The organism is Arcobacter sp. YIC-80, assembly GCF_044841725.1.
Classification (GTDB): Bacteria; Campylobacterota; Campylobacteria; order Campylobacterales; family Arcobacteraceae; genus Arcobacter_B.
The window spans coordinates 19,039-36,764 of sequence record NZ_JBJBSI010000006.1 but is presented as its reverse complement, the minus strand read 5'-3'; the positions used below and the strand labels follow the sequence as shown (position 1 = coordinate 36,764).

Annotated in this window: 12 protein-coding genes; 11 read left to right on the top strand and 1 reads right to left on the bottom strand. The window is 29.0% G+C overall.

Going from position 1 to position 17,726, the window contains the following annotated elements:
• The first annotated feature begins 13 nt into the window (after window positions 1–13).
• Complete coding sequence (locus tag ACH5BK_RS09195) at window positions 14–1,909, top strand: sensor histidine kinase (protein WP_404306917.1); 1,896 nt, start codon at window positions 14–16, stop codon at window positions 1,907–1,909.
• A gap of 17 nt (window positions 1,910–1,926) precedes the next feature.
• A complete protein-coding gene (locus tag ACH5BK_RS09190) occupies window positions 1,927–2,592 on the top strand; it encodes a response regulator transcription factor (RefSeq protein ID WP_404306640.1) in 666 nt (221 codons plus the stop codon).
• Window positions 2,593–2,637: 45 nt separating this feature from the next.
• Here the strand turns inward: ACH5BK_RS09190 and ACH5BK_RS09185 are convergent, their stop codons facing one another.
• On the bottom strand, window positions 2,638–4,116 hold the full coding sequence (locus ACH5BK_RS09185; RefSeq protein ID WP_404306638.1) for a hypothetical protein: 1,479 nt from the start codon (window positions 4,114–4,116) through the stop codon (window positions 2,638–2,640).
• 193 nt (window positions 4,117–4,309) lie between these two features.
• On the opposite strand from ACH5BK_RS09185, the gene ACH5BK_RS09180 reads away from it, so the two are divergent.
• The 9 genes from ACH5BK_RS09180 to ACH5BK_RS09140 all read left to right on the top strand — a co-directional run bounded on the left by ACH5BK_RS09180 (window position 4,310) and on the right by ACH5BK_RS09140 (window position 17,725).
• Window positions 4,310–5,485 (top strand): linear amide C-N hydrolase, encoded by a 1,176-nt coding sequence (locus ACH5BK_RS09180; protein ID WP_404306636.1) that lies wholly within the window; start codon window positions 4,310–4,312, stop codon window positions 5,483–5,485.
• A gap of 11 nt (window positions 5,486–5,496) precedes the next feature.
• Complete coding sequence (locus ACH5BK_RS09175) at window positions 5,497–6,411, top strand: phytanoyl-CoA dioxygenase family protein (protein WP_404306634.1); 915 nt, start codon at window positions 5,497–5,499, stop codon at window positions 6,409–6,411.
• A gap of 45 nt (window positions 6,412–6,456) precedes the next feature.
• Window positions 6,457–7,074: a hypothetical protein gene (locus ACH5BK_RS09170; protein WP_404306632.1), complete on the top strand. Its 618-nt coding sequence runs from the start codon at window positions 6,457–6,459 to the stop codon at window positions 7,072–7,074.
• A 104-nt stretch (window positions 7,075–7,178) separates the two neighbouring features.
• A complete protein-coding gene (locus ACH5BK_RS09165) occupies window positions 7,179–7,886 on the top strand; it encodes an aspartyl/asparaginyl beta-hydroxylase domain-containing protein (protein ID WP_404306630.1) in 708 nt (235 codons plus the stop codon).
• Complete coding sequence (locus ACH5BK_RS09160) at window positions 7,879–8,364, top strand: GNAT family N-acetyltransferase (protein WP_404306628.1); 486 nt, start codon at window positions 7,879–7,881, stop codon at window positions 8,362–8,364. The genes ACH5BK_RS09165 and ACH5BK_RS09160 overlap by 8 nt, the downstream gene beginning before the upstream one ends.
• Window positions 8,365–8,400: 36 nt before the next feature.
• Window positions 8,401–8,952, top strand: a complete 552-nt coding sequence (locus tag ACH5BK_RS09155; RefSeq protein WP_404306626.1) for a phage tail protein — start codon at window positions 8,401–8,403, stop codon at window positions 8,950–8,952.
• Window positions 8,953–9,002: 50 nt separating this feature from the next.
• Window positions 9,003–9,581 carry a phage tail protein gene (locus ACH5BK_RS09150; RefSeq protein ID WP_404306624.1) on the top strand — a complete coding sequence of 193 codons (579 nt, stop codon included), beginning with the start codon at window positions 9,003–9,005 and terminating at the stop codon, window positions 9,579–9,581.
• Between the two features lie 160 nt (window positions 9,582–9,741).
• Window positions 9,742–17,421 carry an immunoglobulin-like domain-containing protein gene (locus ACH5BK_RS09145; RefSeq protein WP_404306622.1) on the top strand — a complete coding sequence of 2,560 codons (7,680 nt, stop codon included), beginning with the start codon at window positions 9,742–9,744 and terminating at the stop codon, window positions 17,419–17,421.
• A gap of 10 nt (window positions 17,422–17,431) precedes the next feature.
• Window positions 17,432–17,725, top strand: a complete 294-nt coding sequence (locus ACH5BK_RS09140) for a hypothetical protein (protein WP_404306620.1) — start codon at window positions 17,432–17,434, stop codon at window positions 17,723–17,725.
• Window position 17,726 lies beyond the last annotated feature (1 nt).

The window sequence follows — 17,726 nt, the reverse complement described above, 5'->3', positions numbered from 1 at the left end:
ATATTAAGGATAAATAATTTATAAATTAGTATTAATTTTTATTTTACATATTTCTTTATTTGCACAAGGTTTTGTTGAAGTCCATGATAATAAAGTTGAAATAAAAGATTTTAAAGTTGACTATTTTATTGATAATTCTAAAAAAATAAAATTTCCAGAAATAAAATCTCAAACTTTTAAACAAGGATTAAATAAAGACTCTTTAGGAGTTGATGTTACAAATACTTGGATAAGAATAAAGGTTAAAAATACTTCAAAAAATAAAAGAGTTTTATTTTTACATCAATCAACAGCATATTTAAATACAAAGATTAGATACTTTGAGTTAGATAGCAATGACAATCTTTTAAAAAAAACTTCCTTTTCACTTATTGATAATAAATCAAAAGATGAAATGGATGGAGCTAATAGTATTTATAAGTTTACTTTAGAATCAAATGAATTAAAAACAATATATATAAATCAAGAGACTTTAGCATATCATTTTTATAATTTTACAATTTTTAGTGAAAAAGAGTCTAGACAATATCTAATTTCTGAAAAAATCGATGCAGTATTATTTGTAGGCTTGTTATTATCTTTAGGAGTCTATAACTTATTTATATATCTCTCTTCTAGATATAAAGAGTATTTATACTACTCTTTGTATTTGTTTTCTGCAACTATTTGGATTTTTTATATTTATGGAGCATTGGCTCACTATTTTAATATCTATGGGAATATTTCATATAAGTTTAACTTTGGATTGATTTTTATACCTGTATTTCTTGCATTGTTTGTGCAAACTATTTTTAATACAAAAGAAAAATATCCTATAGAAAATAAATTTCTAAATAGTATTATTGTTGTTTTATTTATCAACTTTATATATGCTTTATTTGATTTTACTAATGCCTTAGCTTTTATCGCATTAACTTTAAATTATGCACTTTTAGTTTTTATGGGAATTAGTATTAGCATTTATAAAAAGGGTAATAAAATCATCAAAATCTTTTTATATGCACACACTTTTTATTTGATTTTTAATAGTTACTCTTTACTTTTTTATATGGGATTAGTAGAGTACTCTTATTTTGCTTCACATGGAATAGGTATAGGTATTATTATTGAAGCTTTAATGCTTTCATATTTAGTATCATATAAATTTAAAATAATCGAAGCTCAAAAAGAAGAAGAAAGACTATCAAAAGTTGAAGCTGAAAAAGAACAAGCCAAATCAGAAGTTTTACTATTACAAAAATCAAAAATGGCAGATATGGGGGAAATGATAGGAAATATTGCCCATCAATGGAGACAGCCTCTTGCAATAATTGGAATTTCAGTAGGTATTCTAAAAGAAAAAAAACTACTTAATCGTTTAAGCAATAAAGAGTTTGACGAAGAATTATCCCATATAGAATTGAACCTATCTCACATGTCTCAAACAATCGAGGATTTTTTAAGTTACTTTTCTCCAAGTAAGAAAAAAGAAGAGTTTTTTATTGAAGAGAGTGTAAATAAAGCTTTAAAGATTATAGATAATTCAATCAAAAAAGAAGCTATAGCTGTTTTATTAGATTATGAAAATAGACATAGTGTTTATGGCTTTAAAGAAGAGTATATCCAAGTTTTAATAGCCATTCTTTCAAATGCTGTTTATGCCCTAAAAAATCAAAAAAGTTCTAAAGAAATTGTGATAAAAACATACACTAAAAACAATAAAGTAAGCTTAGAAATAATTGATAATGCAGGAGGAATACCCACAGATATAATAACAAAGATTTTTGATCCATATTTTACAACAAAAAATCAATCAATAGGTACAGGCTTAGGCTTGTATATATCAAAACTAATAATCGAAAAAAGTATGCAAGGAACTTTAAGTGCATCCAACACAAAAAATGGAGCAAAATTTACTATAAGTATATAATTTCACATAGGATAAATATGAATAAGATAACAGTTTTAGTAGTTGAAGATGAAGTAGAGTTATTAGATAGGTTAGTTAAATACATATCAATTTTTTGTGATGATGTATATCAAGCACAAGATGGAAATGAAGCACTAAATGTATATGAAAAAGTCAAACCAGATATTATTATCTCAGATATAAATATGCCAAATCTTTCAGGACTAGAGTTCATAGAAAAAATAAGACAAACAGATAAAACAATTCAGATAATAATCTTATCAGCATATACTAATACAGAAGATTTTTTAAGAGCAATTCCTTTAGGATTAGTTAGTTATTTAGTTAAGCCTATAAAAATGGATGAGCTAAAAGAGACTATTTTAACAGCAGTTTCAAAACTTATGAACAAAAATCATGTTCTTTTAAACAATGGATACTCATGGAATAAAGAGAATAAATCCTTGCTTTATAAAGATGAAGTAGTATTTCTTACTTCTTATGAAATAGCCTTTGTAGACTGCTTGGTATCAAAGATCAATCAAAGAGTTTCTTATGAAGAAATACACAATCATATCTATGATTATAATGACTACTCACAAGATGCAATTTTTACACTAGTAAAAAGACTAAGAAAGAAAACCCAAAAAGATTTTGTTAAGTCGTGTTTTAAGTTTGGGTATAAGGTTGAGTCAGAAGTTTAATTTTTAAAGAGGGTATAGTATTACAATTCCCCCTCTAAAATATAATTATTTTTCTTCTCCACTTATTTGAATAAAACTTGGTGCATCAACATAGTTTATTTTAAAATTAGAAAATGAATAATAGCCTTTAAATTCTTTATTAAAGTCTTCAATTATTTTTTTTACATTTTTCTTTATGATACTACAAGTCGTTCCACCTGAGCATTTCCCTATATTATTATCAAAAGTTAATTTTAATTTGCCATTATCTTCTGAAAAACTGATAAGTATTTCAATTGGAAAAGTATGCCAAACTCCAATTATAACTTCAGTATATCTTAAATGTAAAAGTATTCTAAGATGTGAATCTTTTACATAATTAATAAAATTACTAGATAGTCCATATTTGTCTATTTTAACTGTTGCATTGCATTTTTTATCTGTAGCTTTTGAGTCTTTATTATTGTATAGCTCATAAGGGTAAGTATTTTTACTTACTGTTAAAAATTCATTACCTTCGAAAATTTTATTTTTTACTAAAATTTTATCAAATATAATTTTAAGAGAATTCATAATCAACAAGTTTGATAAAATAATTGATTTATCATCAGAGCCATTAATTATTTTATCAGATATATTCTCTCTACCTTCATTTCCATTTAATCCTATAAGTATAGCTAAAAAGCTTTTTTTATTTTTTTGTATAAATTTAAATTTAATGATATTTTTATTAATGTTTAATGGTATATTTAAATTTAATGGAATCTTTATTGGTGAATCAATAGATTTAAGTATATTTTTGATAAGTTTTTGGATAATAAGTGAAGGTGTATTTATATCTTCAATAATATTCTTATTAAAATCTAGAAAAATATAGTATTTTTCTTTTTCCTCCTTAATCGTTGCTTTCAAATTATCAAGGTTAATTTGAAAACTATATTTCCCACTTAAATTAACTATCTCTTTGCCTTTTAGTTCTAAGTTTATTTTTAGTGTTTCTTTTTCTTCTGAAAAATAAGGACAAGATATTTCTATATTATCTATTTTATGAGGGAATTTATTATTTTTGTATAGTTCTTTTACTTTTTTATTTAAAAGTTTTATGGTCATAGCACTAATAATATCCCAACCAGCTGATAAACAATCCTTTACAATAAATATACCACTTAATGGGTGACCACTTCTTTTAACAAGATGATTGTATCCATTAGGAATATTTTCTAAATATCCTTTTTTATTATTTCCATAGTATTCAACTTCTAAATCAATTCCTTTAACACTAGGATATAGAATATTATTTTTTGAACCATAAGGACAATCATAATAAAAATCAATACCAGAATTTTTAGCTATTCTATATTTTGTATTACCTGTACTTCCTGCAGGCCCTGCTTTATCTGATAATCTAAACTTTGTATTTTCATTGGGCTTTATAACTTTTGCTGGTTCTGATTTATATTTTCCAAATGACTTATTAAAAGTACCATCTTCTAGTTTTACACTAGACTCATTTTTTATATTTATATAGCATGAAAAATCACTCATAATATCCCTTTTATTTTTTATTTAGATCATAAATTTTGATCCATAAAAAATTATAAGATAAAAAATAGGCAAACTTTGGCAATAGGTTTGAATAAACAATTTATATATAAAATTGTATGTATATTATAAGTTTTTGCCAGAAATTGACAAAAGTTGACAGTAAAATATAAGAACAAAAAACTAAAGGGAAAAAATGAAAAAAATAATTGCTAACTTAAGTTTATCTGCGTTTTTATTTACAACGGTTTTATCTACTAGTTCACAAGCTTGTACAAGAGTTATGTGTACTGAGGGTGATAGAGTTATTACTTCTAGGAGTATGGATTGGAAAAGAAATATTCCTACTTCTTTATGGGTATTTCCAAGGGGTATGAGTAAGGAAGGAGGAGTTGGTAAAAACTTTTTAAACTGGACTTCAAAATATGGAAGTGTTGTAGCTGTAGGATACAATGCAGTTACAGCTGATGGAATGAATGAAAAAGGTTTAGTAGCAAATTTACTTTGGTTAAGTGAAGCAAAATATGGAAAATCAAATAAGCCAAGCCTTTCTATTGGTGCATTTGCTCAATATGTTTTAGATAGTTATGCAACTGTAGAAGAAGCGGTAAAAGGTTTGAAAGAGACTAGTTTTCAAATAAAATCAGCATCATTACCAGGAAATGAAATAACACTTCCAAAAGGTACTCCTATTCCTACAGGTAAAGGAAATATTGTAAAGTTACCAAAGGCCTTAACTATTCATCTTCCAACAACAATGCACCTAGCAATATCAGATGCAAAGGGTGATTCAGCGATTGTTGAGTTTATAAAAGGTGAGATGGTGATAAATCACTCTAAAAAATACAAAGTTCTTACAAATTCACCAACTTTTGAAAAACAATTAGCAATAGATTCTTATTGGAAAGAAGTTGGAGGAAATGCTATGCTTCCAGGAACTCACAGACCAGCTGATCGTTTTGTAAGAGCTGATTTTTATACAAATCATCCAGTAGTAGGAAAACAATCAAAACTATATACAACAGATGAAAAAATGGCAGTGGCAAAAGCCTTTAGTATAATAAGGGAAGCTAGTGTACCTTTAGGTATTAGTATTCCTTTGGTTTCTCTTCCAAATGGAATAAACAAACCTTTTAGAATTCTTCCTGCTTCTTCAACTATTTGGAGAAGTGTTGCTGATCAAAAAGCTTTAAAGTATTATTTTGATGGAGCTATTTCACCTTCTACATTTTGGGTTGATATAAATAAACTAAACTTAAACAAAGGTGCAGATGTTAAAAAACTTGATTTATCAGACTATCCAAATTATGCAGGGGAAGTTTCTGAAAAGTTTGTAAAATCTAAACCTTTTGAGTTCTTAACATCAAAATAAATAGGTTAAAAATGTCAACATTTAAGATTTCTCAAGAACAAAAAGATGAGTATTTTGGTAGAGGGTACACAGGTATAAAAAATGCCATATCTTCTGATTTATTAAGTCGTTTACAGCAGATGGCGAAAAAGTTTGAAGATAATATTATGGCATCCCATAAAAACAATATTCAAACGCATGGTGCGTGTATTGTAAATGATCCTGTAGGTGATAGACTTATGAGATATGATGATATTTTTTCAATTGATTGGGATACAACACTTGATCTTTTGGCTTCACCTCCTATGATGGCAATATTTAGAGATATTTGTGGAAGAGGTTCTGTACCTCTTCAAGTTGATATTCTTTATAAACATCAACATCCTCATCCTGTAGTTATTTGGCATCAAGGTGCACAACACTCAAGAGTTCATCCTTATTTAAATGTAGGAGTTTTTTTAGATGATTCTAAAGAAGGAGATGGATGTTTAAAATATGTTCCTAATACTCAACATGAAAAACAAGATATTCAAAATTTATCACAAGAACATGGCTGGGAAATACCAGGTGTTATTGAATACCCAGCAAATGCAGGAGATATAAATATTCAAGATATGATGATTTTACATGGTTCTGAACCAAAAAGAACCCCTGGAGTAAGACGAACTATTTATATAGAAATCCGTCCTTATGAAGGAATTATTGAAAATAATGAACAGTCTAAAAAATGGGCAGATTTAAGAAAAAGATTTATGGGATTAGTTCTTCGACGTGCCAATCCTGATGACTGGCCAGAAGAATGGAAAGCTGATTATCCAAGTGATCTTAAAAGTGATAAAGAAGAGATTGAGAATATCATGAACTTAAGAGAACCTCCCACACCTGCTTATTATGCTACATTTCCAGTAAGTCATGAAAATTATCCAGTACCTAAAGATCTTCGTTGACTAGATACAATAAAGCAAATGAATATAGTAATAAGGAGCATAAAAGTGAACATAGAAGAAAAATCAAAATTTTTTAATGAAAATCTATATATAAAAATAGATAATCTAATCTCTTCAAATACCTGTGAAGAATTGATAAAAAAATATGAACAATTTTCATTTGATAATCCTATAGAAGTAACAAGTGAGAAGATTATTGAAGAGTGTTCAAGTATGATTTTCACTAAAGAAATGCATAGAGTTTTATCAAAATATTTTGAGAGTGAATATAAAGTATTTTGGTCTTCTTTTGATGTTGTAGAGTCAAATGCACTTGAAAGTAACTATAGTACTCTTTGGCATCTTGATGGTGGAATATCTAAAACCTTAAAACTTTTTATTTATCTAAATCCTGTATCAGTTCATGGTGGAAATACTTTGATGATAGATAAAGATAGAACAATATTACTAAGACAAGCAGGTTTTTTACCAATTGAAAATGAAAAAAGAAAAATTGATTTATCTTCTAGTTTAAAAAAATTAGACCTTGATACTAGTATTATATCTTATAGTTATGAAGTAGGAGATGCCCTGCTATTTAGTCCACTTTTATTGGCACATAAATGTTTGCCACCAAAAAATAATCAAAAAAGATATACTATTTGCTTTACTATAACAAAATAGTGATACCTTAAATAGTATTATTAGAAAATAATATTTGTACTTTTGACAGAAAATGACAGAACTTTATTGTAAAGTATGGTAATAATTTTTTGTAGGGATAAATAATGAGCTTGAAACAAGACTTTTTAAAATTACCTTTTGAATTTTCAATAGATAAATTAGTAAAAGATTTATGTCTTGTTGGTTTAGATGAATGGACAGCACATCCAAATAAACAAGCTTATAGTGGAATCTGGCAAATAACTTCTTTAAGCTCTCCTAGTGGAGATGTAAAAGACATAGTAGCTATAGAAAATCAAGATTATATACCTACAAAACTTTTAGAAAAAACTTCATATATACAAACAGTTTTAAATACTTTTCAAACAAAAATTGAAGCAGTACGATTCATGAAACTTGGTGCTAACTCAATAATAAAAGAGCATTGTGATAAAGGCTCATGTTTTGAACAAGGTTATGCAAGATTGCATATTCCTATTAAATCAAATGACAATGTTGAGTTTTTATTGTCAGGTAAAAATGTAAAGATGAACTTAGGCTCTTGCTATTATATCAATGCAAACAATCCTCATAGTGTTATAAATAACGGGGATAAAGATAGAGTTCATCTTCTCATAGATTGTCATGTCAATACTTGGTTGAAAGAAGTGTTTATAAAAGCAGGATTTGAAAAGAGTGTTTATAAGTACAAAGACAAAAGTATAACAGATGATAATGTAGATGATGTTATTGCTTCTTTTAAGGCTATGGGTACAGATATAGCTTTAAAAATGGCAAAAGAACTTGAAGAAAAAAAGGTTACTTATGTTTAAAAATATAGGTAAAAATTTAGTTTTTAAATATCAAAATGCAAATGATAGGGGCTTTTTATTTTCTCTTTACTCTTCCACACGTGAAGATGAATTAAATATGACTTTAATGAAAGAGATAGAAAAAAGAACTTTTTTGAAACAACAATTTGATGCAAAGGAGTTTGATTATAGTACTAGATATGAAGATGCAGAATTTTTAATTATTTACAGAAAGAAAAAAGCTATTGGTAGAGTAGTTTTTAGAATTACTGAAAAGGTACACCTTGTAGACATTGCATTTATAAAAAAATTTCGTTCACTTGGTTTTGGAAAAGAGGTATTAAATGTCTTAATATCACATGCAAAACAGAATAATAAACCTTTTGAACTAAGTGTTGCAAAAGATAATATAAGAGCTTTAAAATTATACAAAAAATTAGGGTTTCAAATAGTTGAATCTTACGGTTATTATTATAATATGAAATTACTAATAATGTAAATACAAAAGAATAAAATAAAAAATAAAGGATTTAATATGGCAGAACCATTTGTAGGAGAGATTAGAACAGTAGGATTTAACTTTGCACCAAGAGGATGGGCATTATGTGAGGGACAGTTATTATCAATTGCTGAACATAATGCATTGTTTGCTTTATTAGGCAATATTTATGGTGGTGATGGACTAAGAACATTTGCTTTACCAGATTTAAGAGGAAGAACTTCAATAGGTGTTGGAAAAGGAGCTGGTTTATTTCAAAGAAGGTGGGGAAATAGAGGTGGTTCTGAAACGACAACCCTTTATACTTCACATTTACCAAATCATAATCACACAGTAGATTCAAGTAATTTATATGTGTATAATGATATTGGGGATCAAAATATAATAGATAGTTCAACAAAATCACTTGCAATATCAGCAACAGCAGATAACTCTTTTTCAAATGAGCCTGCAACAGCAGTTATTAATAATTCAGTTAGTTATGTCACTGGAAATACGGGAGGAAATCAAGCATTTTCTAACATGCAACCATATTTAGGTACGTATTATATTATTGCTTTGGCAGGAATATTTCCATCAAGAAACTAAAATAAATAAAAAGTAGATTATAAAAACAAAATAAAAATAAAGGATTTAATATGGCAGAACCATATTTAGGAGAGATTAGAACAGTAGGATTTAACTTTGCACCAAGAGGATGGGCATTATGTGAAGGTCAGTTATTATCAATTAATCAATATCAAGCGTTGTTTTCTTTGTTAGGCACTACTTATGGTGGTGATGGACGAACAACATTTGCTTTACCAGATTTAAGAGGAAGAACTTCAATAGGTGTTGGAAAAGGAGCTGGTTTATCTCAAAGAAGGTGGGGAGAAAGAAGTGGTTCTGAAATGACAATCCTTAATCTTAGTAATTTACCAAGTCATAATCACCTAGTAGTTCCAGGTAGTTTACATGTGCATAATGCTGCAGGGAACCAAGATACTATAGATAGTTCAACAAAATCACTTGCAATATCAGCAACAGCAGATAGAACACCAGTGCTCGCTAATAACTCCTTTTCAACTGAGCCACCAACAGAAGTTATTAATGATGCAGTAGCTAGTTCAGTCACTGGAAATACAGGAGGTACTCAAGCATTTAATAACATGCAACCATATTTAGCTTTATATCATATTATTGCTTTAGTAGGAGTATTTCCATCAAGGAATTATTAGTTAATTATAGATTAAATATACTGAATAAATTCATTTCATTCTTTTTTTTAGGAGGGTGAAATGAATGAAAATATTCAAAAATTATGAATTAAGAAAATTTTATAAAATTTAGGATTTTTTTAGTTTAGTTAATAAAAAAATTTTAAAAAGGAAGATATGAATGAATAAGTTAAAACAAATATTTTATACTCTAGCATTGCTGATTTTTACTATAAATGCTTTTGCAGTATTACCAGCTAATGGAGAGAAAGATATTACCGATACAACAGTTGGTGGATCATTTATCTCAGGATTTACTCTTGCTGTAGATCAATCTTACAGCGGTGATAGTAGTGGCACAAAAGGACTTTATTGTAATTCTGGACCTACTAGCTGTACTTTTACAGTATCCTCAGATAATATTAATCTTAGTAGTTTTGATTTAACTGGAATCAATTTCTTTAAATTTAGTAGTAATGGGAACTATACATTTACAATTACTGGAACTAAAACTGATATGTCTACTGTACAAACTACATTTACAACTAGTAATGGTTCTACAGCATATACATCAGGTACATATACATCTTTTACAGGATTAAAAAAGTTTAGCATACATATTAACAAAGATAGTACTAATCATATTGATCAAAATACTTTTGATAGTTTCACAATAGCAAATGCCACACCACCTTCTTCAGGTCCAACTATCACAAACACTTCATACAACGCAAGTGCTGGTACTTTAGTAGTAACAGGTACAGATTTTGAAGCAAAATCAGGTGCTTCAAATGATGTAACAGCAAATAAGTTTACATTTACAGGTGAGGGTGGTAGTACTTATACTCTTACAGATACACCTGATGTAGAGATTACTTCTGCTACAGAATTTACTTTAGTTTTAAGCGCTACTGATAAAGCAGCTGTTAATCAAATACTAAATAAAAATGGTACATCATCAACATCAGGTACTACTTATAATATATCAGCAGCAGATGATTATATGGCAAATGTGACAAGCGATGATACTTCTTCTGCTACAAATGCCTTGACAGTTAGTAGTATACCAGCTTCTGCAATTACGTCAGCAACTTATGATGCAACTACAGGAAGTTTAATCCTAACAGGTACAAATTTTGTAAAAAAATCAGGTGCTACAAATGATATAGATGTTACAAAACTTACTTTATTGGGACAAGACAACAATAGCTATACATTGACAAGTTCAAGTGTTGAGATTACAAATAGTACAAGTGCTACTATTTCATTAAATGCAACAGATAAACTAAATGTAAATGGTATTTTAAATAAAGATGGAACAACAGCTGTAAGTGGAACTACATATAATCTATCAGGAGCAGAAGATTGGATGGCAGGATATACAGGGACAGATGCTGATACCTCAAACAATTCAGTTACTGTAAGCAATGTATCAACTCCTACTATTACATCAGCTACTTATGATGCAACAACAGGTGTATTAAGCGTAACAGGAACAAATCTTGTAAAAATATCAGGAGCTACAAATGATATTGCAGTTTCATCTTTAACTCTTACAGGTGAGGGATCAACTACAAGAACTTTAACAACTTCTGATGTAGAAATCACATCAGCAACAAGTTTTTCTATTACTTTAAATTCAGCAGATAAATCAGCTGTAAATCTTATCTTAAATAACAATGGTACTTCATCTACAGATGGTACTACGTATAACTTATCAGCTAGTGATGACTGGAATAGTGTTATAGGAAATACTGATATTTCAGACACTTCAAATGGCATAACTGTAAGCAATATATCAAATCCAACTATAACATCTTCAACTTATTATGCAAAAACGGGAACTTTATTAGTTAAGGGTACAAATTTTGTAAGCAATGCAGGAGCTACAAATGATATTGATATTACAAAATTAACAATCCTGGGAGAGGGTTCTAATACTTATACTTTAACTAGTTCAAATGTAGAAGTAACAAATGATACATCATTTAGTGTTATTTTAAATGAGACAGATCATTTAAATATAAATGGGATTCTAAATAAAGATGGTACAAGTTCAGGAGATGGTACAACTTACAATTTATCAGCAGCTGATGGTTGGATGCAAGGTTCATTAGCTTCAAATGATATATCTGATACAACAGGAAATGGTATAATTGTAAATGATGTATCAGCTCCAAAAATTATATCAGCTACTTATGATGTAAGTAGTGGTGTTTTAGATGTAACAGGTATAAATTTTGTAAAAAAATCAGGCGCTTTAAATGATGTTGATATTTCAAAACTTACTTTAACAGGAGAGGGGTCTGCTACAGAAACCTTAACTACAACAAATGTTGAGATTTCTTCAACTACACGTTTTACAGTTACTTTAAATCAAACAGATAAAACAGCTGTTAATAGTATCTTAAACAGAAATGGTTTAGCTTCAAAAGATAATGTAACTTATAATTTAGCTGTTGCAGATGATTGGATGCCTGCTTTTGATTCAAGTGTAAATATTGAAGATTTAACATATAATAAAATAGCAGTTTCAAGTGCTACAAATAATGCTCCTACTATTTCTAGTACAGCAGTTACTAGTATTGATGAGGATACAGCTTATAGTTATACTTTATCTGGAAATGATATAGATGGGGATGAATTAACTTGGAAATTAAAAGATGGTACTAGTTTACCAAGTTGGCTAAGTTTATCTTATTCTCCTGGAGGAAATGTTTCTACTTTTGCAGGAAATGGGTTAGCAGGTACAAAAGATGGTACAGGAACAAAAGCTTCTTTTAACGGACCACAAGCCCTAATAATAGATAGTAACGATACTTTATATTCAACAGGTTTTGATTCTCATAAAATAAGAAAGATAACATCTTTTGGAGTTGTAACAACTTATGGAGGAACAGGTCAATCAGGTAGTTTAGATGGTTCTTTATTAAATGCTACTTTTAATCGACCTCAAGGAATAGCTGTTGATAGTAAAAATAACATCTTTATTGCTGATCAAGGAGGACATATTATAAGAAAAATCACTCCAAGTGGAGATGTAACTACTTTTGTTGGAAAAGGAGTTATTGGAGATTCAGATGGTACTGGTACAACAATTGCTTTTAATAATCCTTCATCTATAGCTATAGATAGTAATGACAATTTATTTGTTGCGGATACTAAGAATCATAAAATAAGAAAAATCACTCCAGATGGAAGATCATCTACTTTTGCTGGACTAGGAGTAATTGGTTCTTCTGATGATATTGGAATAGCATCAACTTTTAACACACCTTATGGAATTGATATTGATTCAAATGACAATTTATATGTAGCTGATTCAAGTAATCATAAAATACGAAAAATTACCCCATCAGGAAATGTGATAACACTTGCTGGAAGTGGTTCAGCAGGTTTTGCTGATGGTACAGGTTCTTTGGCAACATTTAGATATCCTGACAAGTTAGTAGTTGATAGTGACAATAATATTTATGTTGGAGATTATAATAATCATAGTATACGAAAAATTACTCCAGCAGGTGTTGTGACAACTATAGCAGGAAATGGTTCTGCTGGTTTGACTGATGCTTTTGGTAAATTAGCACAATTTAATGGACCTACAGATATAGCAATAGATAGTAAAAACAATATATATATAGCAGATCAAAAGAACCATAAAATTAGAAAAATCAAACCAAAAATAACATTAGTTGGGACACCAACAAATAGTGATGTAGGATCTCATAATATAAGTTTTGTTTTAACTGATGGAACAAATGAAATAGAACATAATTTTACAATAACAGTTAACCCTGTAAATGATGCACCAACTAATATATCTTTATCAGGTTCTAGTGTAGCACATAGTTCAGAAGCAAATGCTGTAGTAGGGACATTGAGTTCAGTTGATATTGATGATAATAGTTTTACTTATGCTTTAGTTTCTAAAGGAACATCAGCTAATGGTTCTTGTTCTTCTGATACAGCAAATTCTAGTTTTGAGATAAGTTCAAATTCTCTAAAAGCTAAAAATCCTACACTATTGAGTGAAGGAAATCATAATATATGTATTCAAACAAATGATGGGGATACTACTTTTGAAAAAATGTTTACAGTTGTAGTTGATGATGATGTTTCTCCTACAGCAAACCTAAGTTCATTGGCTGATAATATAGGAAGTATAATAGGAAGCTTACTTTCTGGTAGTACTACAGATGACTCATCTCTTGTTTTAAGTGGAACAAATGAAGCAGGATCTACTGTAAAAGTTTACAATGGAAGTTCTTTACTTGGTAATGCTACTGTTACAGGTACAACTTGGACTTACACAGCAACAATTGCAGATGGCACTACATATCAGTTTAATATCAAAGAAACAGATACAGCTGGTAATGAAAGTACAAATTCAACAACTACTACAATTACAGGAGATATGACAGCTCCAACAGTTCAAATTGCTATTGATAAAACAGCATTAAAAGCAAATGAAACAGCAACTGTGACATTTACTTTAAGTGAAGCTAGTTCAAATTTTGTTGAAGCTGATATTAGTGTAAGTGGGGGTACTTTATCTAATTTTACAAATACAAGTTCAAAAGTTTATACTGCAAAATATACTCCAAATTTAAATACTACAAGTTCAGGAGCAATTACAGTAAATGCTTCTAAATTTACTGATAGTGCAGGAAATAATAATACAGCTGCATTACAAAAAACAGTTACAGTTGATACTATTATTCCAACACTTTCTGTTTCAAGTTCAAAAAATACAGCGATAAATGGGGAAGTAATAGACTTAACATTTACACTATCAGAAGAGAGTAGTGATTTTACAGTTGATGATATAAGTGTAGTTGGTGGTAGTTTAAGTGAGTTTACTCAAAGTACATCAAATGCAAAAGCATATACAGCAAAATTTACTATAGATAATACAACAACTACACAAGCAACAGTTGATGTAAACCAAGATGTATTAACAGATAGTGCAGGAAATACAAATAGTGCAGCAGCTCAAAAAGTTATCACTATTTTCCCAAGTGTAGTAAAACTAACACCTGTAAAAGATAGTACAGACGCAGCATTAAATTCTGACTTAAAAATAGAGTTTAGTGAAGAAGTAGTAAAAGGAACAACAGGTTCAATAAATATATATAAAACTTCAGATGATGGCTTAGTTGAAACTATAGATATTAATGATAGTAAAATTAGTATAGAAAATCCTAATTCAACAAATGGATTAACAAATACAACAGTAACAATAGCTAAAGCAACACAACTTGATTTAGTTACAGGATATTATGTAACTATCTCAAATACAACCTTTAAAGATGTAAATGGTAACTTATTTGAAGGAATTTCAAATAAAACAACATGGGCATTTACAACTACAGATAACCAAGCACCAACTTCATCAAATAATAGCTTTACAATAAATGAAGATACAACAAAAACATTTGCTTCAACAGACTTTGCATTTAGTGATGTGGATAATACAAATACTTTAAACTCTATAAAGATAGTGACTTTACCAAGTAAAGGAAGTTTACAGTTAAACTCAAGTGATGTAGTAGTAAATCAAAGTATTTTAAAAGCTGATATTTCAAAGCTAACATACACACCATTAGCAAATGAAAATGGAAGCTTTTACTCTTCATTTACATTTAAAGTAAATGATGGAAACTTAGACTCTACAAGTGCATATACAATGACTGTAAATGTAACAGCAGTTGATGATGCACCTGAAATAACAACAACTTTAGATAATCAAACACAAGTAGAAGATGGTGAAGGATTAGTTATTTCTTTAGCTACTTCTGATATAGATTCAGATGCAAGTACTGCAACATACGCTGTAACTTCATCAGATGAAAATATAGCAAAGGCATATATAAGAGATGGAAAACTAATAGTAGTACCTCAAAAAAATGCAACAGGAACTGTAACTATTACTTTAACATCAAAAGTTGGTGGAAAAAGTACAAGTAAAACATTTACTTATTCACTTACAGGTGTAAATGATGCACCAATTATTTCAAGTATTGGAGATATTTCACATAAAAGTAAACCAACTATAATAGATGAGACGATTACTTTTGACATTTGGGATGATGTGGAAGTTACTAGTTTAACTGCTACAAGTTCAAATCTAAACTTATTGCCATTAGATAATATTTCTGTATCGAAACTATCTTCAACTAAAGGTGAACTTACATATACTATTTCAGCTGCTAATGCAGGAAAAGCAGATATTACAGTTCTTGCAAAAGATGCTCAAGGTTTAGAATATAAAGAATCATTTAAAATAACAGTAGAACAAGAAAATACAGCACTTTGTGTAGAAAATGTAAAAACTGCACTTACATTTGATACTATAAAATTAAATAATAGTTTCCAAAATGCTATAGATTCTAATCTAAATCTAATTACAAATATGAATTCTATTTGTTCTGCAATTATTTCTTGGGAAAGTACAGATAGTACTGTTATAGATGCAAGTGGTGCAGTTACAAAAGGAAGTGATGATAAAACTATTATGCTTACAGCAAATATCTCAAAAGATGAATTTAGTAGTAAAAAAGAGTTTTTATTAACGGTTATTTCAAGTAGTGTTTCAAATACAGTAGCTTTAGATAAACTTACATTTGAAACTATAAAAGAAGAAAATAGTTCAAAATCGACTATAATTTCAAAACTGAATCTTCCAACATCTATCTTAGGTAAAGATATAGTATGGACAAGTAATGATGATAGTGTTATATCTCCATACTCTGGGTATGTAACAAGAAGTACAACAGAAGATAAAGTAGTTACACTAACAGCAACAATAGGAAGTGAAACTAAAACATTTGCCCTTACGGTTTTAAAAGAAGAAACAAGTGATGCTAATTCAGTTAATAAAGATAAAGAGTTATTAACTCTTAGTTCAATATTAGGAGATAATACAGATAAAAACTCTATTATTTATAACTTATTTAAGCCTCTTCCAAGTAGTGGAGCAAATGGTTCAACTATTTCATGGTCTTCTTCAAATGAATCATACCTTACAAATGAAGGGGATGTTTTAAGAGATGCAAATGCTAATAAAACAGTTGTATTAACAGCAACTATTACAAAAGGAAATGAAACAATTACAAAAGAGTTTAACTTCCAAGTAATGCAAAATAAAATAGAGACTGAAACTTCAAATGAGTTTAAAAATGCAGGGGAAACAACTGATGGAACACAAGTAACTACAACTTCAAGTGGAGTAGATACTCAAACTAAGTCAAACTTTGCTTCTAGTATTTTAAATACAGTTGAAAGTATAGTATCCCAAGGAAGTATTAAAAGTATTGTTGAAGTTGCACAAAAAATTGTAAATGTATATCTAAATACAGATGGTACAACTAAATCAACACTTCAAACAAGTACAGGTTTAGCCTCTCTTGAAAATAAAAATGTAGGTTCAACTACAAATGTAGAAGATGATGGAGATATTGTATCTTCAAATAGTGATGATACTATTAGATTAAAGTTAAATAATGATGGTTCAGTTACTCATGAAGTAGTAAACAATACAGTAAGTAAAACATCAACAGCAACATCATCAGTAGAAGGTTCAAGTGTAAAATCTGATAAAGATGGAAATGTAGAAACAACATCAGAAGTTAAAAAAGATGGATTTATATACAAAGCAGTTGTCACAACAAATAAAGAAGGACAAACAATGACTAAGTTTGTTAGAGTAGATTTATCATCAGGTGAACAAAATAATGTAGATAATACAGTATCACCAAATACTCCATTTGAAGTAGGAAGTGAAGTAGAAATAAGTGAGATTGATGGAAGTTTATATATAAAAACAACAACACCATTAGATGGTAGTTTAGAGATTGAGTAAGGAATAAAAAATGAAAAAGATATATTCAATAGTTTTACTAATAGCAGTAGCCTTGGGGTTTACTGCTTGTGGAGGAGGTGGAGGAAGCTCTTCATCCTTTAAAAACGCAATAGTAGATATAAATGTAACTTGTGTAGCAAGTCCAAGCTCAAATGACTTTGATACTTATATTACTCTTTATAGTGGAGATAAAATAGTAAATGATGAACCAGGAACACAAGTAACTACTTATCATAATATAAATGGTGAAAAAAAAGTTTGTTTAGTTGCTAATAGTGGTAAAGCTCATATCGTAAGAAAATAGG

What these genes read in the sequence shown, in the direction of transcription:
- ACH5BK_RS09190 (WP_404306640.1), top strand. Translation starts at nt 1,927, where the DNA reads ATGAATAAGATAACAGTTTTAGTAGTTGAAGATGAAGTAGAGTTATTA.
- ACH5BK_RS09185 (WP_404306638.1), bottom strand. Translation starts at nt 4,116, where the DNA reads ATGAGTGATTTTTCATGCTATATAAATATAAAAAATGAGTCTAGTGTA.
- ACH5BK_RS09180 (WP_404306636.1), top strand. Translation starts at nt 4,310, where the DNA reads ATGAAAAAAATAATTGCTAACTTAAGTTTATCTGCGTTTTTATTTACA.
- ACH5BK_RS09175 (WP_404306634.1), top strand. Translation starts at nt 5,497, where the DNA reads ATGTCAACATTTAAGATTTCTCAAGAACAAAAAGATGAGTATTTTGGT.
- ACH5BK_RS09165 (WP_404306630.1), top strand. Translation starts at nt 7,179, where the DNA reads ATGAGCTTGAAACAAGACTTTTTAAAATTACCTTTTGAATTTTCAATA.
- ACH5BK_RS09160 (WP_404306628.1), top strand. Translation starts at nt 7,879, where the DNA reads ATGTTTAAAAATATAGGTAAAAATTTAGTTTTTAAATATCAAAATGCA.
- ACH5BK_RS09155 (WP_404306626.1), top strand. Translation starts at nt 8,401, where the DNA reads ATGGCAGAACCATTTGTAGGAGAGATTAGAACAGTAGGATTTAACTTT.
- ACH5BK_RS09150 (WP_404306624.1), top strand. Translation starts at nt 9,003, where the DNA reads ATGGCAGAACCATATTTAGGAGAGATTAGAACAGTAGGATTTAACTTT.
- ACH5BK_RS09145 (WP_404306622.1), top strand. Translation starts at nt 9,742, where the DNA reads ATGAATAAGTTAAAACAAATATTTTATACTCTAGCATTGCTGATTTTT.
- ACH5BK_RS09140 (WP_404306620.1), top strand. Translation starts at nt 17,432, where the DNA reads ATGAAAAAGATATATTCAATAGTTTTACTAATAGCAGTAGCCTTGGGG.